22 protein-coding genes are annotated in these 21,493 nt (G+C 70.3%); 15 read left to right on the top strand and 7 right to left on the bottom strand.

The annotated features are described in order from the left end of the window. Nucleotide 1: 1 nt before the first annotated feature. From FB384_RS23830 to FB384_RS23820, 3 genes are all read left to right on the top strand, one after another. A complete protein-coding gene (locus tag FB384_RS23830) occupies nt 2-988 on the top strand; it encodes a class I SAM-dependent methyltransferase (RefSeq protein WP_183787084.1) in 987 nt (328 codons plus the stop codon). A 75-nt stretch (nt 989-1,063) separates the two neighbouring features. Beyond that, complete coding sequence (locus FB384_RS23825) at nt 1,064-2,254, top strand: class I SAM-dependent methyltransferase (protein WP_183787083.1); 1,191 nt, start codon at nt 1,064-1,066, stop codon at nt 2,252-2,254. Between the two features lie 73 nt (nt 2,255-2,327). Further along, entirely contained in the window at nt 2,328-2,753 is a 426-nt protein-coding gene (locus FB384_RS23820) for a hypothetical protein (RefSeq protein WP_183787082.1), read from the top strand. Between the two features lie 36 nt (nt 2,754-2,789). On the opposite strand, the gene FB384_RS27215 is transcribed toward FB384_RS23820, so the two are convergent. Next, the gene (locus tag FB384_RS27215) at nt 2,790-3,134 is read right to left on the bottom strand and encodes a MerR family transcriptional regulator (protein WP_258936121.1); all 345 of its coding nucleotides are present in this window, start codon (nt 3,132-3,134) and stop codon (nt 2,790-2,792) included. Nucleotides 3,135-3,254: 120 nt separating this feature from the next. Here FB384_RS27215 and FB384_RS23810 point away from each other — a divergent pair, with 120 nt between their 5' ends. Further along, nucleotides 3,255-3,968, top strand: a complete 714-nt coding sequence (locus tag FB384_RS23810; protein WP_183787102.1) for an SDR family oxidoreductase — start codon at nt 3,255-3,257, stop codon at nt 3,966-3,968. 81 nt (nt 3,969-4,049) lie between these two features. On the opposite strand, the gene FB384_RS23805 is transcribed toward FB384_RS23810, so the two are convergent. After that, nucleotides 4,050-4,544 (bottom strand): carboxymuconolactone decarboxylase family protein, encoded by a 495-nt coding sequence (locus FB384_RS23805; RefSeq protein ID WP_183787080.1) that lies wholly within the window; start codon nt 4,542-4,544, stop codon nt 4,050-4,052. 264 nt (nt 4,545-4,808) lie between these two features. On the opposite strand from FB384_RS23805, the gene FB384_RS23800 reads away from it, so the two are divergent. From FB384_RS23800 to FB384_RS23770, 7 genes are all read left to right on the top strand, one after another. Further along, a complete protein-coding gene (locus FB384_RS23800) occupies nt 4,809-5,720 on the top strand; it encodes an RNA polymerase sigma-70 factor (protein ID WP_183787079.1) in 912 nt (303 codons plus the stop codon). A 252-nt stretch (nt 5,721-5,972) separates the two neighbouring features. Continuing rightward, nucleotides 5,973-6,380 carry a YciI family protein gene (locus tag FB384_RS23795; protein ID WP_183787078.1) on the top strand — a complete coding sequence of 136 codons (408 nt, stop codon included), beginning with the start codon at nt 5,973-5,975 and terminating at the stop codon, nt 6,378-6,380. Beyond that, nucleotides 6,377-7,552, top strand: coding sequence for an RNA polymerase sigma factor (locus tag FB384_RS23790; protein WP_183787077.1), 1,176 nt, complete (start codon nt 6,377-6,379; stop codon nt 7,550-7,552). Before FB384_RS23795 ends, FB384_RS23790 begins: the two co-directional genes overlap by 4 nt. Nucleotides 7,553-7,811: 259 nt before the next feature. Then, nucleotides 7,812-8,333, top strand: a complete 522-nt coding sequence (locus tag FB384_RS23785) for a YlcI/YnfO family protein (RefSeq protein ID WP_183787076.1) — start codon at nt 7,812-7,814, stop codon at nt 8,331-8,333. Between the two features lie 97 nt (nt 8,334-8,430). Continuing rightward, nucleotides 8,431-9,279: a DUF4097 family beta strand repeat-containing protein gene (locus FB384_RS23780; RefSeq protein ID WP_183787075.1), complete on the top strand. Its 849-nt coding sequence runs from the start codon at nt 8,431-8,433 to the stop codon at nt 9,277-9,279. A 206-nt stretch (nt 9,280-9,485) separates the two neighbouring features. Next, entirely contained in the window at nt 9,486-10,445 is a 960-nt protein-coding gene (locus FB384_RS23775; protein ID WP_183787074.1) for an ATP-binding cassette domain-containing protein, read from the top strand. Then, complete coding sequence (locus FB384_RS23770) at nt 10,442-11,269, top strand: ABC transporter permease (protein WP_183787073.1); 828 nt, start codon at nt 10,442-10,444, stop codon at nt 11,267-11,269. Before FB384_RS23775 ends, FB384_RS23770 begins: the two co-directional genes overlap by 4 nt. A gap of 145 nt (nt 11,270-11,414) precedes the next feature. Here FB384_RS23770 and FB384_RS23765 read toward each other — a convergent pair whose 3' ends face one another. The 3 genes from FB384_RS23765 to FB384_RS23755 form a co-directional block, all read right to left on the bottom strand. Further along, a complete protein-coding gene (locus tag FB384_RS23765; protein ID WP_228726648.1) occupies nt 11,415-12,260 on the bottom strand; it encodes an alpha/beta fold hydrolase in 846 nt (281 codons plus the stop codon). Nucleotides 12,261-12,878: 618 nt separating this feature from the next. Next, nucleotides 12,879-14,117 carry a C40 family peptidase gene (locus FB384_RS23760; RefSeq protein WP_183787071.1) on the bottom strand — a complete coding sequence of 413 codons (1,239 nt, stop codon included), beginning with the start codon at nt 14,115-14,117 and terminating at the stop codon, nt 12,879-12,881. A gap of 44 nt (nt 14,118-14,161) precedes the next feature. Further along, nucleotides 14,162-15,118 carry a nucleoside hydrolase gene (locus FB384_RS23755; RefSeq protein WP_183787070.1) on the bottom strand — a complete coding sequence of 319 codons (957 nt, stop codon included), beginning with the start codon at nt 15,116-15,118 and terminating at the stop codon, nt 14,162-14,164. 297 nt (nt 15,119-15,415) lie between these two features. Here FB384_RS23755 and FB384_RS23750 point away from each other — a divergent pair, with 297 nt between their 5' ends. The 3 genes from FB384_RS23750 to FB384_RS23740 all read left to right on the top strand — a co-directional run bounded on the left by FB384_RS23750 (nt 15,416) and on the right by FB384_RS23740 (nt 18,155). Beyond that, nucleotides 15,416-15,610, top strand: coding sequence for a hypothetical protein (locus FB384_RS23750; protein ID WP_183787069.1), 195 nt, complete (start codon nt 15,416-15,418; stop codon nt 15,608-15,610). Nucleotides 15,611-15,888: 278 nt separating this feature from the next. Further along, nucleotides 15,889-16,644 carry an acyltransferase gene (locus FB384_RS23745; RefSeq protein ID WP_183787068.1) on the top strand — a complete coding sequence of 252 codons (756 nt, stop codon included), beginning with the start codon at nt 15,889-15,891 and terminating at the stop codon, nt 16,642-16,644. Between the two features lie 254 nt (nt 16,645-16,898). After that, on the top strand, nt 16,899-18,155 hold the full coding sequence (locus FB384_RS23740) for a M14 family zinc carboxypeptidase (RefSeq protein WP_407676109.1): 1,257 nt from the start codon (nt 16,899-16,901) through the stop codon (nt 18,153-18,155). 156 nt (nt 18,156-18,311) lie between these two features. On the opposite strand, the gene FB384_RS23735 is transcribed toward FB384_RS23740, so the two are convergent. Continuing rightward, nucleotides 18,312-18,701 carry a cupin domain-containing protein gene (locus tag FB384_RS23735; RefSeq protein WP_183787066.1) on the bottom strand — a complete coding sequence of 130 codons (390 nt, stop codon included), beginning with the start codon at nt 18,699-18,701 and terminating at the stop codon, nt 18,312-18,314. A gap of 52 nt (nt 18,702-18,753) precedes the next feature. Between FB384_RS23735 and FB384_RS23730 the strand changes: the two genes are divergently transcribed. Then, nucleotides 18,754-19,719: a GlxA family transcriptional regulator gene (locus FB384_RS23730; RefSeq protein WP_183787065.1), complete on the top strand. Its 966-nt coding sequence runs from the start codon at nt 18,754-18,756 to the stop codon at nt 19,717-19,719. A 172-nt stretch (nt 19,720-19,891) separates the two neighbouring features. On the opposite strand, the gene FB384_RS23725 is transcribed toward FB384_RS23730, so the two are convergent. Then, nucleotides 19,892-21,325 (bottom strand): short-chain fatty acyl-CoA regulator family protein, encoded by a 1,434-nt coding sequence (locus tag FB384_RS23725; RefSeq protein ID WP_183787064.1) that lies wholly within the window; start codon nt 21,323-21,325, stop codon nt 19,892-19,894. Nucleotides 21,326-21,493: the final 168 nt, after the last annotated feature.

Here is a 21,493-nt window from a genome sequence, read left to right as displayed (position 1 = left end):
CGTGTCCGACGCTACGGAACGTCTCGACCCGGCGCCGAACCCGCACGCGAGCGCCGACGAGGTGCAGGCGGCCTACGCCGACCCGAAGCTCGCCAACGTGCTCTACCACGACTGGGAGGCGGGCACGTACGACGAGAAGTGGTCGATCTCGTACGACGAGCGCTGCATCGAGTACGCGACCGACGTGTTCACCGCCGTGGCGGGCGAGGAGGACAGGCCGTACCCCACCGCCATGGAACTGGGCAGCGGCACGGGCTTCTTCCTGCTGAACCTGATGCAGGGCGGCGTGATCAAGAAGGGCTCGGTGACGGACCTGTCGCCGGGCATGGTCGAGGTCGCGCTGCGTAACGCCGAGGCGCTCGGGCTCGACGTCGACGGCCGGGTCGCGGACGCTGAGCGGATCCCGTACGAGGACAACAGTTTCGACCTCGTGGTTGGGCACGCCGTGCTGCACCACATCCCGGACGTCGAGGCGTCGCTGCGTGAGGTGCTGCGCGTGCTCAAGCCGGGGGGCCGGTTCGTGTTCGCGGGTGAGCCGACGAAGATCGGCGACCTCTACGCCCGCAAGCTCGGCCAGCTCACGTGGTGGGTGACGACGAACCTGACCAAACTGCCTGCCTTGAGCGGGTGGCGGCGGCCGCAGGCGGAGTTGGACGAGTCCTCGCGGGCAGCGGCACTGGAGGCCGTGGTCGATCTGCACACGTTCGATCCGTCCGAATTGGAGCGCACGGCGCGGTCGGCGGGTGCTGCCGACGTTCGAGCGGTCACCGACGAGTTCAGCGCCGCACTTGCGGGCTGGCCGATCCGGACGTTCGAGGCCGCGGTGCCGGACGAGAAGCTGACCCTGAAGTGGCGGCTGTTCGCCTACAAGCTGTGGCTGCGACTGTCCGCAGTGGACAAGAAACTGCTGTCCAAGGTGTTGCCGCGCGAGCTGTTCTACAACGTGATGATCACGGGTACCAAGCCGCCCGAGTCCGTCGAGTCGTGATCGGCCCGCACTGCGGGATCACCGGAACCAGCATCACCGGAACAACCATCACCGGAACCAGGAGCGCCGGAACCGTTGCCGTACGCCTTCTCACCCGACGACGTCGCCTTCCTGGCCTCGGCCGAGGGTGAGAAGGCGATCGCGGCCTGTGACGGGCTGGCGCTGACCGATGCGAGTTGGCTCTCCGACGTCACCACCGCGCGCCGCGTCGTGGGCGACCGCTACGCCGCGGTCCTGGAAACCGTGCTGCTGCGCCGGAAAGCGGTATCCAAACTGGACGGATCGGGCTCGTGGCTGCTGACGGCCGATGCGCTGCAGCAGGCGAGTGCCTCCCCGGTGGCACGACATCGGGCCGAACGGCTCGCGGGCCGGGACGTGCACGACGTGACGTGTTCCATCGGGGCCGACCTGGTGGCGCTGGCCGGGACGGCGGCGCGTTGCGTGGGCTCGGACCTCGACCCGGCGCGGCTGGCGATGGCACGGCACAACGTCACCGCCGCCGGGGTGGCGCCCGCGCTGGTGCGTGCGGACGCGCTGGCGCCGGTCACGCGCGGGGCCGTGGTGGTGGCCGACCCGGCGCGGCGGGACTCGTCGGGACGCCGCGCGTGGAAGCCCGGCGACTTCGTGCCCCCACTGGACGAGGTCGCGTCCGTTTATGCGGGGCGCGACCTCGTCGTGAAATGCGCGCCGGGCCTCGGACCTTCGGTCGTGCCGTGGGCGCGTGAGGTCGAACTCGTCTCGCTCGACGGCCAGGTGCGGGAATCGTGCCTGTGGAGCGAGGGCCTCGCCACCACGCGCAGGCGTGCGACGGTGCTCCGGAGCGACGAGGCCGGTACCGGCGTGATGCGGTGGACGATCACCGACGACGAGCCCGACGACATCGGTGTGGGCGAGCCGGGGGAGTGGATCGTCGACCCCGACGGTGCCGTCGTCCGGGCCGGCCTGGTGCGGCACTACGGTGCGCGGCACGGCCTGTGGCAGTTGGACGAGCGCATCGCCTACCTGACCGGCGACGAGCCGCCACCCGGGGTGCGGGCGTTCCGGGTGCTGGAGTTCGGCCGCTACAGCGAGAAGGAGCTGGCGGCGATGCTGCGCCGCCACGACGTGGGCCGGGTGGAGATCCTCGTGCGCGGGTTGGACGTGGATCCGAACACGCTGCGCCGCAGGCTCAAGCCGTCCGGCGCCGGCGAGGCGAGCGTCGTGCTGACCCGGATCGGGCGCCGGCCCACCGCGCTGCTCTGCAGGGCCGAACGCGTCCCGGCCTGAGCCGAGCCGGTCGTCGACACGAAAACCCGCGTTCCGCGTCCGTCGCTCGGTCCGGTGGGGCAGAATCCGGCGCATGGATATCGAGGTGTTCCTGCTGGCCATGCTGATCGTGGCCGTCGTGGTCTCCGTACCGCTGGTGATCGCGCTGACGCGGAAAGGATCGGTCGCGACCGTGCCGATGACGAAGCGGCGGCAGGTCGTGCGGGTCGAGGCGGCACCGGAACACGTCTACGCCTGGATCACCCAGCGCTGCCCGGCCGGGTTCGCCGTCGTCGACACGGACCCCGGGCGGGGCCTTGCGCTGCTCGACTCGCGGATGTCATTGGCCACCTGGGGATTCTTCTACCCCGTGCTGGTGACGCCCGAGCCGGCGGGCACGCGGGTGGAGATCGGCATCAAGTCCAAGGCGATCCAGTACGGCCCGCTGGTGACGCGCCAGCACCGGAAGCTCGCCGACGCACTGGCCACCCTCACCCACGGCCGCGTCGAGGCGGGCTGACCGGCACGCTGGCCGAGCCCGCCCTGCCTGCGTTCACTATCCGCGGCGGTCGGCAGCGTCGACGAGTTCGTCGAGGCGGGCGAGCGTGGCGGTGAGCTCGTCGATCTGTGCGCGGATGCGGTCGCGTTCGGCCCTGAGCATCGCTCGTTGATGGTCGGTGGTGGTGTCGGTGTCCATGCAGGGGAGCAGTTCGGCAACGCGGCGGCTGGGCAGGCCTGCGGCATAGAGCTGTTGTATGGCCCGAACCCGTTGGACGGCGTCCTCGGTGTACTCGCGCTGCCCTCCGGGGCTGCGGCCGGGGACGAGCAGCCCCTGTTCTTCGTAGTACCGCAGCGCGCGGACGCTGACTCCCGATCGCCGGGCGATCTCTCCGATGCGCACGGCTTCCCTTCTCTCGACATCCCGGCACGAGACTTGCACCTCACGTCTACGTGAGGTTTTAGCGTACGTGACATGACATCGAACACCGAAACCGCCGGACCCGCCGCCCCGGTTCCCGGCCTGCGCATCGAGGGTGCCGTCGCGCTCGTCACCGGGGCGAACCGCGGGCTCGGCCGCCATTTCGCCGTGCAGCTCCTCGAACGCGGCGCGGCACGCGTGTACGCGACGGCCCGGCGGCCCGAGACGATCGACCTGCCCGGCGTTGTTGCGCTGCAACTCGACATCACCGACGACGAGGCGGTCCGGGCCGCGGCCGACGCGGCGACCGACGTGACGCTCGTGGTGAACAACGCCGGGCTCAGCAACTTCACGAGCCTGGTCACCTCCGACCCGGCAGCCATTCGTGCGGAGATGGAGACGAACTTCTGGGGCACCCTGGCCGTCGTGCGTGCCTTCGCCCCGGCGCTCGCGGCGCGCGGAGGGGGCGCGATCCTCAATGTGTTGTCCGCGCAGTCCTGGCATCCCTACCCGGGCACGAACGGTTACCACGCGGCCAAAGCCGCCCAGTGGGCATTGACGAACGGGGTGCGCACCGAGCTCGCCGACCAGGGCACGCTGGTGACCGGTCTGCACCTGGGCGCCGTCGACACCGACTTCAGCGCCGCCTACGACGGCCCCAAGGGTGACCCGGCCGTGGTCGCCGGCGCGGGCCTGGACGGCGTCGAGGCGGGCTCGGTCGAGGTGCTCGCCGACGACTGGAGCGCACACGTCAAGGCTTCGCTGGCAGCCGATCCTCGCCGGATCTACGACGAGATCCGGGCAGGCGTCGTCTGACCGCTACGCCGTGCCCGGAGGCGAGCGTCACGACTCCGCGGCCGTGCGGGACGCTCGCGAGCGCCCCGCACGGCCGTCACGTCACGACTGTCCCGCGAGGGCGGCCTCGAACATGCCGGGCCGGTACGAACCGCCCTTCTGGTGGACGATCACGGCCATGCGGTTGGCCGCGTTGATCAGGCCGAGGAGCGCCACGAGCGCCGCGGTCTGGTCGTTGTCGTAGTGCTCGCGCACCGCGGCCCACGTCTCGTCCGACACTCCCTGGTGGGCGTCGGCCAGCCGGGTTCCCTCCTCGGCGAAGGCCAGCGCCGCCCGCTCCGCCGCGGTGAACACCGTGCTCTCCCGCCAAACCGCGACGAGGTTGAGTCGCTCGGCGCTCTCCCCGTGGGCGGCGGCCTCCTTGGTGTGCATGTCGACGCACCAGCCGCAGCCGTTGATCTGGCTGGCGCGCAGCGAGACGAGTTCCTGGACGGATGCGGGCAACGGCGAGTCGGTGATGACGGCACCCGCATTGGCGAACCGCTTGGCGAACTTCAGTGCCAGTTCGTTGCCGAACATGTCGAATCGGGTTTCCATGGCTGTGTCCTCCTCGTGTGTCGGATGGATGACCACACGACGCCGGCCAAGGGCGGACTGTGACAGCGACCCCCGTGTGACAGTTGTGTCGGGTGACGGCGAACCGCCGCGACCGTCGTGCCCGCACGCCGTATCGGCGCCGGACCGGTGCTGCCGCGACGAGGTTCCGCCCGGACGCCGGGGGCGCCGCGTGCCGCTGTGGGCGGACTGTCACAACGCGGGTACCCACGGCGTCGTAGGGGTGTTGTCACCGAAGGGAGCCCCATGGCCGGCATCTCGCATTCGCCCGCACCGGACTCCGACACGGCCACCGAGGTGTTCGTGGCGTACCGGAACCTGCTGTTCACCGTCGCCTACGAGATGCTCGGCTCGGCCGCCGACGCCGAGGACGTCCTGCAGGAGACGTGGCTGAAGTGGACGGGCGTCGACCTGGCGCAGGTGCGGGACCGGCGGGCGTATCTGGTGCGGATCACCACGAGGCAGGCGCTCACGCGGATGCGCACCCTCGGCAGGCGGAAGGAGTCCTACGTCGGTGCGTGGCTGCCCGAACCGCTGACCACCGTGGCCGATGTGGCCGAGGACGTGGAGCTGGCCGAGAGCGTGTCGATGGCGATGTTGCTGGTGCTGGAGACCCTTTCGCCGACCGAGCGCGCCGTGTTCGTGCTGCGGGACGTGTTCGCCGTCGACTACGAGGAGATCGCCGATGCGGTAGGCAAGAGCGCGGCGGCGGTGCGGCAGATCGCCCACCGGGCGCGCGGGCACGTGAGCGCGCGCAGGCCTCGGGGTCCGGCATCCCCGGACGAGGCGCGGCGGGCGCTCGAGGCGTTCCGCCGTGCGGTCGACACGGGCGACCTGCAGAGCCTGCTCGACATTCTGGCGCCCGACGTGGTGCTCATCGGTGACGGCGGCGGGCAGGCGCAGGCCGTGCCGAATCCCGTCGTGGGCGCCGCCAAGGTGGGCAGGCTGCTCGCGGCCGGTGCGTGGCGCGTCCCCGAGATCGGCACGCTCGCTCCGGCGAGCGTCAACGGCCACCCGGCACTCGTGCTGTGGCGCGGCGACGAGGTCGACACGGTTGTGGCGGTCCGCATCGACGACGGCCTGGTCACCGGTCTCTACGGGGTACGCAACCCGGAGAAGCTCTCCCGCATCCGGAGCGAGACGGTGCTGAGCCGCTGAGCCGCTGAGCCGCTGAGCCGCTGAGTGGCTGAGCCGCTGGGTCGCTGAGTCCCTGGGTTGCGGGCGGCACGGGAGGCCGAGACGTCGCACCGCGGAGGACGGTGGCCGACCGACGGCCCGTCTCGGGGCGAAGACGTGCGCCGGAGAAAAAGTCGGAGAAAAATCCTCGGGATCGTGTCGAGAACGGCGCACCGGCTCCGTCCCAGGGGCACGAGCGGCCACGAGGCGCCGCCACGACGAAGGAGAGAGACGATGAAGTACCTGCTGCTGAAGCACTACCGGGGTGGACCGGAACCCGTCGTCGACACCGGCCCGATCGATCGCTGGAGCCCCGACGAGGTCGACGCACACATGCGCTACATGAGCGACTTCGCCTCGAAGCTCGAAGCCACGGGCGAGCTCGTCGACGCCCAGGCGCTGGCCCCCGAGGGCACCTTCGTGCGCTACGACGGCGAAGGCCGCCCGCCCGTGACGGACGGGCCGTTCGCCGAGACCAAGGATCTCGTCGCGGGCTGGATGGCCATCGACGTCGAGTCCTACGAGCGGGCGCTCGAACTGGCGGGGGAACTGTCGGCCGCACCCGGGCCGGGCGGCGAACCGATCCACGAATGGCTCGAACTGCGGCCGTTCATGTCGGGCAAGGCCGAGACCGCCGGGTGAACCCGTCGCTGCTGCGGGAACTGGTGCCCGCGGTGATCGGAGTGCTGGTCCGGCGCGGAGCGGATTTCGCCTCGGCCGAGGACGCGGTGCAGGAAGCCGTGGTCCGAGCGCTGGAGACGTGGCCCGAGGAGTCTTCCCCAAGCTCGCCGAGCAGGGGTGACCCCATGCGCGACCCGAAGGGCTGGCTCATTGCGGCGTCGTGGCACCGGTTCGTCGACGCCGCGCGTGCGGAGGCCTCGCGGCGGGGGCGCGAGGCCGCGGTGGCGGCCGAGCCCCCGCCGGGCCCGGGTCCCGCTGCGGACGACACGTTGCGGCTGTACTTCCTGTGCGCACATCCCGCGCTGGCCCCCGCATCGGCGGTAGCGCTCACACTGCGTGCCGTCGGCGGGCTCACCACACGGCAGATCGCGGCAGCGTATTTCGTGCCCGAGGCGACGATGGCGCAGCGGATCAGCAGGGCGAAGCGGCGCATCGCGGGGGAACCGCTCGACCGGTCCGGCGACCTCGGCACGGTGTTGCGGGTGCTCTACCTCGTCTTCAACGAGGGTTACAGCGGTGACGTCGACCTGGCCGCGGAGGCCATCCGGCTCGCCCGCCAGCTCGCGTCGCTGACCGGCGATCCCGAGGTGGCGGGCCTGCTGGCGCTCATGCTGCTGCACCATGCGCGCCGCGGCGCCCGCACCGACGCCGACGGGCGGCTCGTGCCGCTCGCCGAGCAGGATCGCCGCCGGTGGGACACCGGGCTGATCGCGGAGGGCGTGCAGATTCTGCAGCGCGCGCTGGCGCGCGGCCGGCTCGGCGAGTACCAGGCTCAGGCGGCGATCGCGGCGCTGCACGCCGACGCCCCGGCGGCGGCGGAGACGGATTGGCCGCAGATCGTCGAGTGGTACGACGAACTGCTGCGGCTCACCGGAAGTCCCGTCGTGCAGCTGAACCGTGCGGTCGCGATCGGGGAGGCCGACGGGCCGCGTGCCGGCCTGGCGGCGCTGGGCGAGGCGGATCCGGGATTGCCCCGCTACACCGCCGCGTCGGCCTACCTGCATGAACGCGCGGGCGAACATGCCCGTGCGGCGGACCTGTACGCCGAGGCCGCCCGCCTCGCCACGAGCGTTCCCGAGCGGGACCACCTCACCCGGGAGGCTGCGCGGGTGAGGCACGGGGTGCGCCCGTGACGGCCGTCGTGAGTGTGAGGTGCTGCCCGGAGTGATGCCGGCGCCGGCCATCGGCGACCTGTTCCCGATGTGATCGGCATCCGGCGCGATCACGAGCTGTCGAGTCGTGATGATGCCACGATGACGCCGTGATGGCTCACCGCTGGTCGGTCCGTGGCCTGGTCATTCTCTTGTGTTCAGAGTTCGCCAGTAGCTTCGCGCTCACGCTCTGAGTCGCATCGTCTTGCTTTTGGCATCATTGTGATGCCATATTGGCGCCATGGAGCTCAACGTATACGTGAACAATCTCGGCCGCGAGTTCGCCGCACTCGCCGAGGCCGGTGGCGAGGACGCTCGCGCGCTGGTCGAACGGTTGGCGGGGTCGCTCGAGTCGGCGATACGGATGACGCTGCTGGACGCGTTGTCCGGGGCCGCCGACGAGATCACGCGGGACCTCGCTCCAGGTGCCGTGGAATTGCGGTTGCGCGGTCGCGATCCCGAGTTCGTCGTGACGCCGGCGGCCGGGGAGCCCGCATCCGACGCCGGCGGTACGGCGTCACAGGGTGACCGGCCGGACGCGGCGGTTCCGATCGCCGAGGACGGTCCGACCACCCGGATCAACGTTCGCCTGCCCGAACAGCTGAAGGCCGCCGTGGAAGAGGCCGCTGCCGAGGAGGGCCGGTCGGTCAATGCCTGGCTGGTGCGCGCCGCGTCGGCCGCGCTGGGGGGCGACGGCGGCCGCCCCGATTCCGGCACGTCGGGTGCGCCGTCCCGACAGCGCTTCACCGGCTGGGTGCGTTGACCGTGCGCACGCCATTCGGGCGCGCTGCGTCCATACGAGTTCGCCCGGTCTTGCCGGCCGCACGGCCGAAGACCCGGGCGCGTCAGAAAGGGTGAGCATGTTTGTCTTCGACACTCCCGGCCCCGTCTCCGTGATGCTCGAACTCGGCGTCGCTCGCGACGTCCGCATCGTTGCGAGCGACCGGGAGGACACGATCGTCGAGGCCGCCGCGAGTAATCCATCGGATGAGTCCGATGTGGATGCTGCACGGAACCTCCGCGCCGATCGTTCCGGTGATGAGGTACGGATCACCGGGCATAAGAACCGGCCGTTCGATTTCTCCCGGAGAACCCGATCGGCCGACATCACGGTCAAGCTGCCCGCCGGATCCCGTGTGCATGCCAAGGTTCAGCTGGGTAGCCTCCGCTGCGAGGGCGTACTGGGACAGCTGCAGGTCAAGACCGGGATGGGCGACATCCGGGTCGAACGCAGCGGTCCGGCGCGGCTCGAGACCGGTACGGGCCACGTCACCGTCGACGGAATCGGCGGCGACGGAGACATCCGCACCGGTTCCGGCAAGGTCAACGTCGGCAGGGTCGACGGCGGCGTGACCGTCCGAAACTCCAACGGCGACACCGAGATCGATGCGGTGGCCGGTGACGTTCGAGTACGGTCCGCCAACGGCGCCATCGTCGTGGACCAGGCTGGTGCGAACGTTGATGTGCGGACCCATCACGGCCCCATCCGGATCGGCGCGATCGCACGTGGGGTCGCGGAGTTGGGAACCTCGATGGGCGACCTCGACCTCGGCATCGCCACGGGCACGGCCGCATGGCTCGACCTGGAAACCTCGTTCGGGCAACTGCGCAATCTGCTGGACGACGTCGCGCGGCCGGAGGAGGCCGACGACACCGTGGCGGTGCGGGGCCGCACCTCTACCGGAAACGTCACCATCCACCGCGCCTGACCCGGATCCGCACCCTTTCACCGTTCGGTGATTCGCCGGTACGTCCCGTTCGATCGCGCTTCGCCGAACCCACTTGTCACCGTCACCGCTCGCCGCCGGTCATCGGCACGGTTCGCGAGTGACACCCGCCCCGGTCTTCGTCCGGGCGGTGCTGAGTTGGTTCCCCTTTTCTCATGTCGATGCCACCTGTCTGCGAAAGGATGAACATGACCACCACGCACAGCCCACCGGCGATCGCGGTGAACGGTCTCCGCCGATCGTTCGCCGACCACGTTGTCCTCGACGGTCTCGACCTGACCGTCGCACCCGGAACGGTGTTCGCACTGCTCGGTGCGAACGGTGCGGGTAAGACCACGGCCGTCCGGATTCTCACGACGCTGCTCGGCGCCGACGCAGGCAGCGTCCGGGTCGCGGGCCATGACATCGCCGCCGAGCCGGATGCCGTCCGGGCGGCCATCGGCGTGACCGGCCAGTTCTCCGCCGTGGACGGCTTGCTCACCGGCGCCGAGAACCTGCGGTTGATGGCCGACCTGCACCACCTCGGCCGTGTCACCGGGCGCGCGCGAACAGTCGAACTGCTGGACCGGTTCGAACTCACCGAGGCCGCCGACAAACCGGCCGCCACGTATTCCGGCGGCATGCGGCGAAAGCTCGACCTAGCTATGACGTTGATGGGCGAGCCACGGGTGCTCTTCCTCGACGAGCCGACCACCGGCCTCGATCCACGCAGCCGCCGCGACGTGTGGCGGATCGTCCGCGCACTGGTGGCCGACGGCGTGACCGTGTTCCTGACGACGCAGTACCTGGAAGAGGCTGATGAGCTGGCCGATCGGGTCGGCGTTCTCGACCACGGCCGTCTGGTCGCCGATGGTACGCCCGCCGAGCTGAAGCGCCGGATGCCCGGCGGACACATCCGGTTGCAACTGCGTGATGGGGACGCACTCGACGCGGCCGCACGTGTCCTGGGCCCGTCGGCCCGTGACGACGAGGCACTCACCTTGCAGGTTCCCGGCGACGGCGGCATCGGAGCGCTGAAAGATCTATTGGCTCGTCTCGATCGTCACGACATCGACGTAACGAGGCTGTCGATTCACACGCCGGACCTCGACGACGTATTCCTCGCCCTCACCGGAAATTCGGCCCAGGAGAAAGCAGGTGTGTCATGACGAGCTCGGTCATCGGACAATCCGATGTGCACTTCGGACGGTTCTATCCACTACGGGACTCGGCGACCATGTTGCGGCGGAACCTCCGGCACATGCTGCGGTATCCGTCGATGACGCTGACGCTCGTCGGCATGCCGGTCGTGTTCCTGCTGCTGTTCGTCTACGTCTTCGGTGAGGCTCTGGGGTCGGGTATCGCAGGGGCCGCCAGCGCGGGCCGCGCCGAGTACGTGGCCTATGTCGTGCCTGCGATCATCGTCATGACCGTGACGTCCACGGTGCAGGGTACCGCGATCTCGGTCGCGACCGACATGACCGAGGGCATCGTCGCGCGGTTCCGCACGATGCACATCGCCCGCGTGTCGGTGCTCACCGGGCACGTGCTGGGCAGCGTGATCCAAGCGGCTGTCGCGCTAGTGATCGTGATAGGAGTGGCGCTGCTCGTGGGCTTCCGTCCTTCGGCGGGGCCTGCGGCCTGGCTGGCCGCGGTCGGACTGCTCGTCGGTGTGACCTTCGCCCTGGTGTGGCTGGCCGTCGCCGCCGGACAGGCGTGTTCGAGTGTCGAGACAGCCAGCAACGTGCTGATGCCGCTGGTGCTGCTGCCGTTCCTCGGCAGTGGGTTCGTCCCCACGGAATCAATGCCCGCGGGGTTGCGCTGGTTCGCCGAATATCAGCCGTTCACGCCGATCATCGAGACCCTGCGTGGGCTGCTCACCGGCGGTCCGATCGGGAACCAGGCGTGGTTCGCGCTCGGCTGGTGCGTGTTGTGCGCCCTCGGTGGCTACCTGTGGTCGCGACGGCTGTTCAACCGTGAGTACGGCCGGTGACGACAGGCCACCACCCGGTGCGCATGTTCCGTGCTGTCACGCGTCTCAACTCATGGCGGGGCTCGGCCTCGTCGATGTGGCGTTGAGACTCCCGGCACGCGGGGCACCGGCCGAGCCGAGCCCGCCCACGCGCGGCGCCGCACGTCTACCGCGCGATCATGGCGTCGGCGACCTCCTCGGCGAGATCGGCGGGAAGGTCGGTCGCGGCCTGGTCGAGTACGTGCAGCCGGGCGTCGGGGATCTCACGGGCGAGTGCTTCCCCGTTGCCGACCGGGAAGAACGGGTCGCGGCGGCCGTGCACGACGAGTGTCGGCACCGCCAGCTCGGCGAGCCGCTCCCGCCAGCGCGGGGTGCAGTCCAGTGCGGCGAACACCATGCCCAGCTGGTTGGCCCCGCCGGCGGCGGGATCGGCCGACGGTGTGCGATCGAAGATGCGCGCGGCGGTGGCGCGTGCCGCGGCGGGGTCGTCGCCGAGGATCTCGGCCTTCGCGGCGGCGAACTCCACCACGGCGTCGCGATCGGACCAGTCGGGCATGGGGAGCGCGAACATGCGCTCCATGGTGTGGGTGTCGTGGTCGGGCAGGTCGGCGTCGACCGGGCCCGGCGCGACGGGCCGGGTGCCCGCGAGGGTGAGCGCCGAGAACGCGTCGGGATGGTCGAGCGCCGCGACCTGGGCGACCATGCCGCCGATGCCGATGCCTGCCAGATGCGCGGGCAGGTCGTCGAGCCCGCGCGCGAGCGCCGCCGCGTCGTTGGCCAGGTCGCGCAGCGTGTAGGCAGGCGATTCCGGGTCGACGGTCGTCGACGCGCCCGTGTCACGCAGGTCGTAGCGCACGACGTGCCGTCCCCGGCGGGCCAGCGCCTCGCACAGCGCATCCGGCCACGACAGCATCGTCGGGCCGCCCACGAGCAGCACGAGGGGCGCGGCGGCATCGCCGAAGTGCTCGAGCCCGAGCGTGATGCCGGCGGGCGTGCGGAAGGAATCAGTCATGGTCTCCATGGTCACGCAATCGGTGCGGTGTGGGTATGGGAATTCCGCCGCGTTCCCTCTCGAGTGACGCGGTGGTCCACTCTTGGCGATGTGCTCGCCGTGGGATCGACCGGTGCTGCCCCGTTCGGTACTGCTCCGTCCGGATCGACCTCGGCGATGTAGAGCTGTTCGGCGACCGGGTAGCGGTCGGCGGTGCGGGGCTTCGGCGTCGGAGCCGGCCCAATCCTGGTCGCGTTCGGTTCGTCTTCGGCCGGACAGCTCCGGGTCGACGTCCAGCCGGATCCGGGCGTCCCGGTACTCGCCTGAACTCAGGCCGGAATGCGAACACGCCGTCGACGGTGAGCACGGCGTGCGGTTCGGCGAAAGTGATCGCGGACGAGTGGTCCACCTGAGTCAACGGATCGATGCTGCAGAGTGCGCATGCGCCCGACTCCTGTGGGCCCGCCGGATCCAGCAGGAGCCTGATCACGGCGTCGTAGTCGAAGGCATTTGCGGTAGTAGCCTTCGCCGGATTCGCGATCGTGGAGATGCCGGTCGCGCCACGGCGTCTTTACCGGACCTCTCGGGCGTGCCCACGATGCCGGACGAGCCCGCTGGTTCGTACCGGGCTCGCGGGGGTCAGGCCACCGGCCGTCCGGCGCCCGCGTAGGAGTCACCCGGTTTGCGGTAGTTGTGCACCTGCACGGCCTGCCCGAAGGTCGGCGCGTCGATCATCTGCTGGTTGCCGATGTACATGCCGACGTGGTGGATCTTCGTGTTCGGGTCGCCGAAGAACACCAGATCGCCCAGTCTGGGCTCCTCGTCCGGGCCGATGATCGGCAGCGACGAGTACTGCCAGTGCGCCGTGCGTTCCAGTGACACTCCCGCCTTGCCGTACGCGGCGGTCGTCAGCCCGGAACAGTCGAATCCGGCATCGCCCTGTTCGGTGCCGTTGCCGCCCCACACGTACGGCAGGCCGATCTTCTCGATGGCGAACGTGACGGCCTGCAGGACCTTCTTGTTGGGCGGCTCGTCGGACATACCCACCGTGCCGTAGACGTTGGCCGTGGCCAGCACGCGGTGCAGGAACAGCGGTTCGTCGTGCAGCGCGGACACGCCCGCGAGCCACTGCTGGCCCTGATCGAGGTCGCGTCCGCCGTCGCACAGCGCCCGTCCCGCGGTGAGCGCCGCGTCGTCGATGTCCTGGATGTTCGGAGCGTCGCCCGATGCGGTCGCCGCCCACCGCTGCCACGCGGCGGGGGAGAGCTGCAGCGGCCCTTCGGCGCCCGCTCGCGAGATCACGTCGCCCGCGAAGTTGCGCAGCTCGATGGTGCCGATGGGGGAGGTGGGCCTGCCGTCGCGCGTGAGCTGACGGTCGCCCTCACGGCCGTGGTCGCTCGTGGTGCGCCCGATCCCGGCGAGCGTGACCCACGAGAGGTTGCATCCCGGTTGCTCCTGCTCCAAGCGAACGGTCGCCGTCGCGTAGGCGTGCATGGCACGCCGCGGGATGTCGAGCCAGCCCGCGACCTCGTCGACCCACGCCTCGAACCGGGCCCCCTGTTCCTGCGGTACGCGCTGGGCGGGGCGGGAGGTCGCATCCTCCGGTGCGGGTTCGGGCTGCGGGGTCCGCCGGGACGGAGACATCCCGCCGGACTCGGCCGGCTGCCCGCCGGCGGCGGCACCGTCGGCCGCCGCTGCCGCGGCACCGGTGTCCGCCGAGGGGTCGGGCGACAACTGGACCGCCGTGATGACACCGGCCGCCAGTACTACCGCGGTCGCGAGCGCCAGCAGCGTGGCGAAGCGACGCCGGCCGAGCGAGGCCGGCGATCCGGACGCCGGTGCCGTGGACGACGCTGTCTCGGTCTCCCCCGAAGTCATGGCTCAGAGGATACGGAGCGCCGCGGTGCGAGGCACGGTCGAGGTCAGCGCAATCCGTCGAGCAGCAGTGCGCGAAGTGCGTCCAGATCGGTGTCCACCGCGACGTCGACGTCCGACGCCGCGTCGGGAGCGTCGGTGGAGGCGCGCAGCGCCGGCAGGCGGCGGTCGGCGTGCGTGGCGCCGCGGCCAGGGCCGAACGAGCACTCGACCTGCACCGGAACGCGGTCGGTCCGCAGCGTGCCCGGCCGGATCGCCTCGGCGACGGCGACCGCGTCGTGGATCACCATGCCGTCCCAGCCGAGCGCCCCGCGGTAGTGCTCGCGGTAGTCCGGGGTGAGGGCGTGCAAGGCTGCGCCGATCGGTCCGGACGAGTCCAGTTCGTCGAGCCACGCCGCGCCGACGGCACAGCGGTAGGTCAGGTCCATCGGAACGAGCACGCACGGGGCGTCATCGCCGGCCAGCACGCGCTGGGCGGCCTCGGGGTCGCTCCAAATGTTGAACTCGGCGGCGGCCGTGGTGTTGCCGTGGCCGAGAGCGCCGCCCATGATCACGATCCGCTCGATCTTGGCCGCAGCGGCCGGATGTGCGGCCAGCAGCGCGGCGATGTTGGTGAGCGGGCCGATCGGGGCGATCGTCACCGGCTCGTCGGCGGCCTCCAACAGGTCGGCCAGGAGAGTGACGGCGTCGCGCTCGTCGAGCGGCCGGGACGGCTCGGGCAGTGCCGCCGACCGGCCGGACAGTCCGTCGGCGCCGTGGACCTCACCCGCCTCCTTCCTGCGACGGTGGACCAGCGGCCGGGCAGCGCCCGCCGCGACGGGCACGTCGGCCCGCTTGCACAGCGCCAGGATGCGACGGGCGTTGATCGTCGTCGCCGACAGCGGGACGTTGCCGTGGACCGTGGTCACGCCCAACAGGTCGACCTCGCTGCTGAGGGCGGCCAGGGCGAGGGCGAACGCGTCGTCCACGCCGGGGTCGGTGTCGATGATCAGCTTCCGTGCCACGTCCACTCCTCGCCGTTCGGTTCTTCACCGCCAGGTTACGGCCGCGGGGAGTGTCGATACGGCCGTGGCGGCGGCCCGGCCGCGGAGCCGGCATGCGGTGGACCTGACGCGGCGGATGCCGCGGATGCTCGAGTCGAAGCGGGCAGGGGAACTCGAGTCGTACGCTGCGCAGCGGGTTCTGTGCCGACCGAGGTCGCACCCTCCGACTCACCGCCAGGGCGGAGGCTGTGCGGGCGGAGGCCCTGCCGGAACCGGCCGGGGCATGTCCGCCGGCCGGAGGCTCGGTACGGTCCCGGTATGAACCCCAAGGCGTTCGGTCCCCTTGCCGCCTGCCTCGGCTGTGTCGCGGCGCTGCTGGGTGGACTGGCCGCGGCACTCGACCTGCTGATGTCGGTGGAAGTCGCGATGATCGTCGGCGCTTTCGTGCTACTGGCAGGCGCGGGTGTGCTCATCGGGGCCGCGGTCGCCGCTCAGAAGAAGTCGGGATCGTAGGTTTGCCCGGCCGGGTTCCTCGCGCCCCAAGGCCTCTCGCCACCCCGCTGCGCCCACCCCGCTGCGGCCATCCCGTTGCGCCACCCCGGTAACCCGGTCAGCACGTGCCACGGACAGCGGGCGGACGAGTCCTCCGGCGTCCCGTGGCGGGACTCCGTGATGGGGGAGTGCGCGGCGTCGCTGCTCGGGCCGGAGCCGTCGTATGCCGAGCCGAGCCGGTCACGCTCCCGGCCACCTCCCGGCGGGAGACGCCGCGTGGCACAGCTACTCTCCGGGGCATGACGTCGATGTGGGGTTCGCCCGTGCTGCACCGCGTCCAGGCCTGGCGACGGGTCCGCAACGATCCCGGTCAGGCCCGGTTCCTGACGAAGGAGTCGCTGCGCTGGGTGCTGCGCAACCGTGCGTACACGCCCTGGTACCTCGTCCGGTACTGGCGACTGTTGAAGTTCCGCATCGCGAATCCCCACATCGTGCTGCGCGGCATGGTGTTCCTCGGCAAGAACGTCGAGATCCACGCGCGCCCCGGTTACGGGCGCATGGAGATCGGCAGGTGGGTGCACATCGGCGACGGCAACGCGATCCGCTGCCACGAGGGATCGCTGCGCATCGGGGACAAGACCGTATTCGGCAGACAGAACGTGCTCAACGGCTACCTGGACATCGAGATCGGCGGCTCCTCGATCATCGCCGACTGGGTGTACGTCACCGACTTCGACCACGTGACCACCGACATCAACCTGCCGATCAAGGACCAGGGCATCGTCAAGGCGCCGGTGCGGATCGGGCCCGACACCTGGATCGGCACCAAGGTGTCGGTCCTCAAAGGAACCCGCGTCGGGCGCGGCTGCGTGCTCGGTGCGCACGCCGTGGTCCGCGGCGACATCCAGGACTTCGGTATCGCCGTCGGCGCGCCCGCGCGGGTCGTGCGCGACCGCAGGGCCGACTACGAGGCCGACGCCGAGCGCCGCGAGGCGGTCAAAGACATGGCGCGCAAAGCCAACGAAGCGCTGCAGCAGACTCTCGACGAGTCCTGAGTCCGTCCTCGGGGGAGGGCACCGTCGTCCCGTCCGGTAACGGGTCGCTGTCCGCGGTGACGGTCAGTGTCCACGGTGTGGCCACCGACCGTCCTCGCTGCAGTCGGTGACACGACGCGAGATGTCCACCCGTTCGGCGGTGCGGCCCATCCGGTGTTTAGCTGTTATAACTAACTTTCGCGGTGGCGCCACCACGACATTTCTGTGCCGACCCCGCGGAGTCCTGCGGGACCCGCCGACACATGAGGAGTGCCGTGTTCAGACCGAAACGTTCGCTGGCGGCCGTCGTCGCCGGTGCCGCCGTGTTGTCGCTCGTCGCCGCCGTGCCGGCGACGGCCCAGCAGCCGGCCACGGGCGCACCCGCTGCCCAGAAGTGCAGTGACGAACCGCAGGATCTGCCCGTCCACGAGTTCACCGATCACCGGGAACTCGGCATCGAACTGCAGCGCCTCGAGCGGGTGTCCGGCGGCACGATCGACGTCGACGAGATCGGCCGGAGCAACCGCGACCGCGAGATCTGGTCGGCCCGCGCGGGACACGGCCCCAAGGCCGTCCTGCTGACCAGCGAGATCCACGGTAACGAGAAGACCGGCACCGACGCGTTGCTGCGGCTGCTCGAGTTCGTCGGGACCAGCGACAGCCCGAAGGCCGAGCGCTGGCGCGACGAGCTGACGATCGTGGCGGTCCCGAAGATGAACCCGGACGCCGCGGAACTCGACCGGCGCGGCAACGACATGACGTGGGACGAGGTCGTCCAGCGGTACCCGCAGCTCGCCGATGCCGACCCGGCGTGGAACTACTACACCGGTCAGCGCCAGGGTGACGACTACTCGCAGCGGCCCGGTTTCGACATCAACCGTGACTACAACCCCGACCTATCGTACGAGCCGAAGGCCGCGGACTTCCCCGGAACCTCCGCCGACACCGGTTGGTACCTCTCCCCGGAGACGCGCGCCGTCCGCGACGTCTACGTCGGACTGGAGGAGGAGTTCGGCACGGTCGACACGTACGTCGATCTGCACCACCAGGGCGCGTGCTACGTGATGCCGGACGACCCGGACCGGTTCGTGACGATGTCGCTGTCCGGCAAGTTCGTCGACGACCCGGCCGCCACACCGGGTTATCAGCAGTACGCCGACGAATACGACCTCGACTACGCGAAGCAGCTCAACGTCGCGGCCTACAACGCATTGCAGGCCAAGGCGAACCACAACCCGCTGTTCGGCAACATCACCCTGTACCCGCAGGACATCAACCTGCCGGGGACGGGCTTGGGATCGTTCGCCCTGAACGGCAGTGGCGCGGTCCTGTTCGAGGTACGGGGACAGACCCAGACGCTCGGCCAGAAGTACCGCGAACAGCTCGTGCGCACCGTCTACACGGGACTCGACGGAATGTTGTCGTCGCTGTCGAGCGGTCAGGTGGACAACCTGGATCCGGCCGCCTACGACGCGATCCCGCCGCGCGGTCCGAGCATCGGGGACACGGCCCGCACCGTCGCCGAGCCGTAAGCCGGTCTCCACGACGCCGAGGACGGTCCGGGAACCCGGGCCGTCCTCGGCGTCGTCCCGGCTCGGCGCCCGTGCAGGCCGCCCGTGCAGGCCGCCGGTCGGCCCGTCGCCCGGGCGATCGCGCCTGGTCGACACGTCCCGGCAGGTCCGCGGGGTCTACGCGGGCAGGCCCGTCGTCGAGGTGATGTGGTCGGGGATGCCCCCGTCGTAATCGCCGGTGCTGAGCGTCCCGGTCGGCTCGAGCAGCATCACCGCCGCACCCTCCGCCGACTCCGGGCAGTGCTCGACACCGCGTGGGACGACGAAGACGTCGTGGCGACCGAGGTGCACGACGGTCTCCGTGCCGGATTCCCGGAGGTGGATGTCGAGACTGCCATCGAGGACGACGAACAGCTCGTCGGTGTCCGGGTGGGAATGCCACACGAATGCACCCTCCAGCTTCGCCAGGCGGACGTCGTAGTCGTTGACCCGGGTGAGGATGCGGGGACTCCACGGCTCCTGGAACGACGCCAGGGCGGTGTCGATGTTCGCGGTCGCATGCGTCATATCCCGATCCTGGAGTCTTGCGCGTCTCGCCCGACAGTGCAAGGAATGACGTATGTCGCAACATTCCTCGCAGCGCCGCACCGTGGTCGCTCTGATCGACGTGGGCTCGAACCCGTTCGAGGTGGCGTGTCTGACGGAGGTCCTCGGCATCGACCGGCCAGAGATCGGCGGGCTGCTCTACGACGTGCGGCTGTGTGCGCGCGAGCCGAGGGTGACGATGCGACAGGGCTTGTTCGCCATGACCGGTGTCGCGAGCCTGTCGGCGCTGCAGCACGCGGATACGGTGATCGTCCCGAATCGGCCCGACACCGCGGCGCCGCACCACCCCGACGTGCTCCGCGCGATCGCGCGGGCGCATGACCGGGGCTCCCGCATGATCGGGATGTGCACCGGTGCGTTCACCCTCGCCGAGGCGGGCGTACTGAACGGGCGCCGCGTCACGATGCACTGGCAGTGGGCCGAGGAGTTCCGCGCCCGGTACCCACACGTGTGCGTCGACGACGCCGTCCTCTTCGTCGACGACGGCGACGTCCTCACCTCGGCGGGCAGCGCCGCCGCCCTCGACCTGGCTCTGCACGTGGTGCGCCGCGATCACGGCGCGGAGATCGGTGCGGCGGTCGCACGCCGTCTCGTGTTTCCGGGACACCGGCCCGGTGGGCAGCGGCAGTTCATCGAACGCCCCATCCCCACGGAAGCCGAAAGTCCCCTCACCGCCGCCCTGCGCTGGGCCGAACACCACGCGACCGGGCCCATCTCGGTCGCGGACATCGCCGCACGGGCGGCCATGAGCCCGGCGACCCTGCACCGGCGATTCCGTGCCGAACTCGGCTGCACTCCGATCCAATGGCTGACCACGGTCCGTGTCGAGCACGCTCGGCGGCTCCTCGAACGGACCGACCTGTCCGTCGACCAGGTCGCGGACCAGAGCGGCCTGGGCACGGCGGCCAACCTCCGCAACCGCCTCGCCGAGCACACCGGTCTCACACCGACCGCCTACCGCAGAACCTTCGCCGCGTGAACCGCATCGGCGACCGCCGCCCTGCTCGCTGTCGCGCTGCTCGCTGTCGCGTCGAGGGTCCGGCACCGGCACCGGCGCCGGGGCGGGCCGGCCGGCAGTCGCAGGGCCGCACGGTCCGGCTGCCGCCCTGCGACGGCGGGCGGTCAGTCGCCGGACAGTCAGTTCTCCGCCGTCACTCCTCGGGTTTCGGCACCGCCGGGTAGGGGACGAACGTGCTGGTGTTCTCGTCGACCGTGAGTTGCTTGCCGATGTGGGGGAACGCCCGCTGCGGGCAGGCGGGACGTTCACACACCTTGCAGCCCATGCCGATCGGCGTGGCCGCGGTGCGGTCGTCGAGGTCGAGGCCGGCCGAGTACACCAGCCGCCGGGCGTGCCGGAGTTCGCAGCCGAGGCCGACCGAGAACGTCTTGCCGGGACTCGCGTAGCCGCCCACGTTGCGCGAGATCGTGCGCGCGATCCAGAAGTAACTCTTGCCGTCCGGCAGCGTCGCCACCTGGGTGATGACCTTGCCCGGGGAGGTGAACGCCTCGTAGATGTTCCACAGCGGGCACGCGCCGCCCACCCGGGAGAAGTGGAACCCGGCCGCGGACTGCCGCTTCGACATGTTGCCGGCCCGGTCGACGCGCACGAACGAGAACGGCACGCCGCGCGCCTTCGGCCGCTGCATCGTCGACAGCCGGTGACACACCGTCTCGAACCCCACGCCGAACTCGTCGCACAGCCGCTCGATGTCGTAGCGGTACTTCTCGGCCATCGACAGGAACGGCCCGTAGGGCAGGATCAGCGCACCCGCGAAGTAGTTGGCCAGTCCCACGCGCGCCAGCGAGCGCGCGGCGGGGCCGGAGAACGCCCACGAGTCGGCCAGTTCGGTGATCAGGTCGTCGTACTCGAGCAGCGCGATCTGCGAGGCCATGCGGAACGCCCGCTGACCGATGCGCAGGCTCGGGGCAAGGCGCAGCACTTTCGCATCCGGCTCGTAGCGGTGCTGCTGACCTGCAGCCTCGTCGATGCCGTCGCCGGTGACCTGCACGCCGTAGTGGTCGGTGAGCCGGTCCAGCAGGGTCCGGTGCACCGTCTCGCCCCTGCGCAGGCCCATGTCGGCGGCCATGCGCTCGGCGCGTTCGTCGAGCTCGCCGACGTAGTTCTCCCGTTCGTAGAAGAAGTCGCGCACCTCCTCGTGGGGCAGGGGAGCGGCGGCGCTGCCGTGCTGGCCCATGCCGTTCTCGGTGACCAGCGCGGCGGTGGTCTCCACGGCGTTGCGGTAGTTGCGGTGCAGCTTGACCAGGGCGGATGCCACGTGCGGCAGGTTGGAGGCGAGCTCGTTGAGTTCGCCGGTCGTGGCCTCGATGCCGACCGCCTCGTCGAGCAGCGCCTCCTTCACGTCCGCGACCAGGCGCGCGGTGTCGGTGTTGGAGAAGAACTCGGTGTCGACGCCGAACGCCTCGGTGATCCGCAGCAGCACCGGAACGGTCAGCGGACGGGAGTTGTGCTCGATCTGGTTGAGGTAGCTGGGCGAGATGTCGAGCAGTCTGGCCATGTCCGCCTGGCTCATCGAGCGGCTTTCCCTCAGATGGCGCAGCTTGCCCCCGGCGAAAGTCTTGTCCATCGCAGCATCACGTCCCGTAGATCTTTCGTACCGAAACGGTCAAGTAACCGGTTCAGTCGCCGTCTTTTCCCGTTCGTGCGAATGCCGTGTTCGCAACCTTCGCAACATCCTACGGAAATTTTGCAGAAATTTGCAAATTGGAGATGTGGCCGAGTTTTCGCAGCGCAT

This window comes from Prauserella sediminis, assembly GCF_014195435.1.
GTDB classification, from domain to species: Bacteria; Actinomycetota; Actinomycetes; order Mycobacteriales; family Pseudonocardiaceae; genus Prauserella; species Prauserella salsuginis.
Note: the sequence above shows the minus strand (reverse complement) of the source record. Positions and strands in the feature narration are given on the sequence as shown.

Coding starts and splice junctions, on each gene's coding strand:
- FB384_RS23820 (WP_183787082.1), top strand. CDS start 2,328: ATGGATATCGAGGTGTTCCTGCTGGCCATGCTGATCGTGGCCGTCGTG.
- FB384_RS23805 (WP_183787080.1), bottom strand. CDS start 4,544: ATGGAAACCCGATTCGACATGTTCGGCAACGAACTGGCACTGAAGTTC.
- FB384_RS23800 (WP_183787079.1), top strand. CDS start 4,809: ATGGCCGGCATCTCGCATTCGCCCGCACCGGACTCCGACACGGCCACC.
- FB384_RS23795 (WP_183787078.1), top strand. CDS start 5,973: ATGAAGTACCTGCTGCTGAAGCACTACCGGGGTGGACCGGAACCCGTC.
- FB384_RS23785 (WP_183787076.1), top strand. CDS start 7,812: ATGGAGCTCAACGTATACGTGAACAATCTCGGCCGCGAGTTCGCCGCA.
- FB384_RS23780 (WP_183787075.1), top strand. CDS start 8,431: ATGTTTGTCTTCGACACTCCCGGCCCCGTCTCCGTGATGCTCGAACTC.
- FB384_RS23775 (WP_183787074.1), top strand. CDS start 9,486: ATGACCACCACGCACAGCCCACCGGCGATCGCGGTGAACGGTCTCCGC.
- FB384_RS23770 (WP_183787073.1), top strand. CDS start 10,442: ATGACGAGCTCGGTCATCGGACAATCCGATGTGCACTTCGGACGGTTC.
- FB384_RS23765 (WP_228726648.1), bottom strand. CDS start 12,260: ATGACTGATTCCTTCCGCACGCCCGCCGGCATCACGCTCGGGCTCGAG.
- FB384_RS23760 (WP_183787071.1), bottom strand. CDS start 14,117: ATGACTTCGGGGGAGACCGAGACAGCGTCGTCCACGGCACCGGCGTCC.
- FB384_RS23750 (WP_183787069.1), top strand. CDS start 15,416: ATGAACCCCAAGGCGTTCGGTCCCCTTGCCGCCTGCCTCGGCTGTGTC.
- FB384_RS23745 (WP_183787068.1), top strand. CDS start 15,889: ATGACGTCGATGTGGGGTTCGCCCGTGCTGCACCGCGTCCAGGCCTGG.
- FB384_RS23735 (WP_183787066.1), bottom strand. CDS start 18,701: ATGACGCATGCGACCGCGAACATCGACACCGCCCTGGCGTCGTTCCAG.
- FB384_RS23730 (WP_183787065.1), top strand. CDS start 18,754: ATGTCGCAACATTCCTCGCAGCGCCGCACCGTGGTCGCTCTGATCGAC.
- FB384_RS23725 (WP_183787064.1), bottom strand. CDS start 21,325: ATGGACAAGACTTTCGCCGGGGGCAAGCTGCGCCATCTGAGGGAAAGC.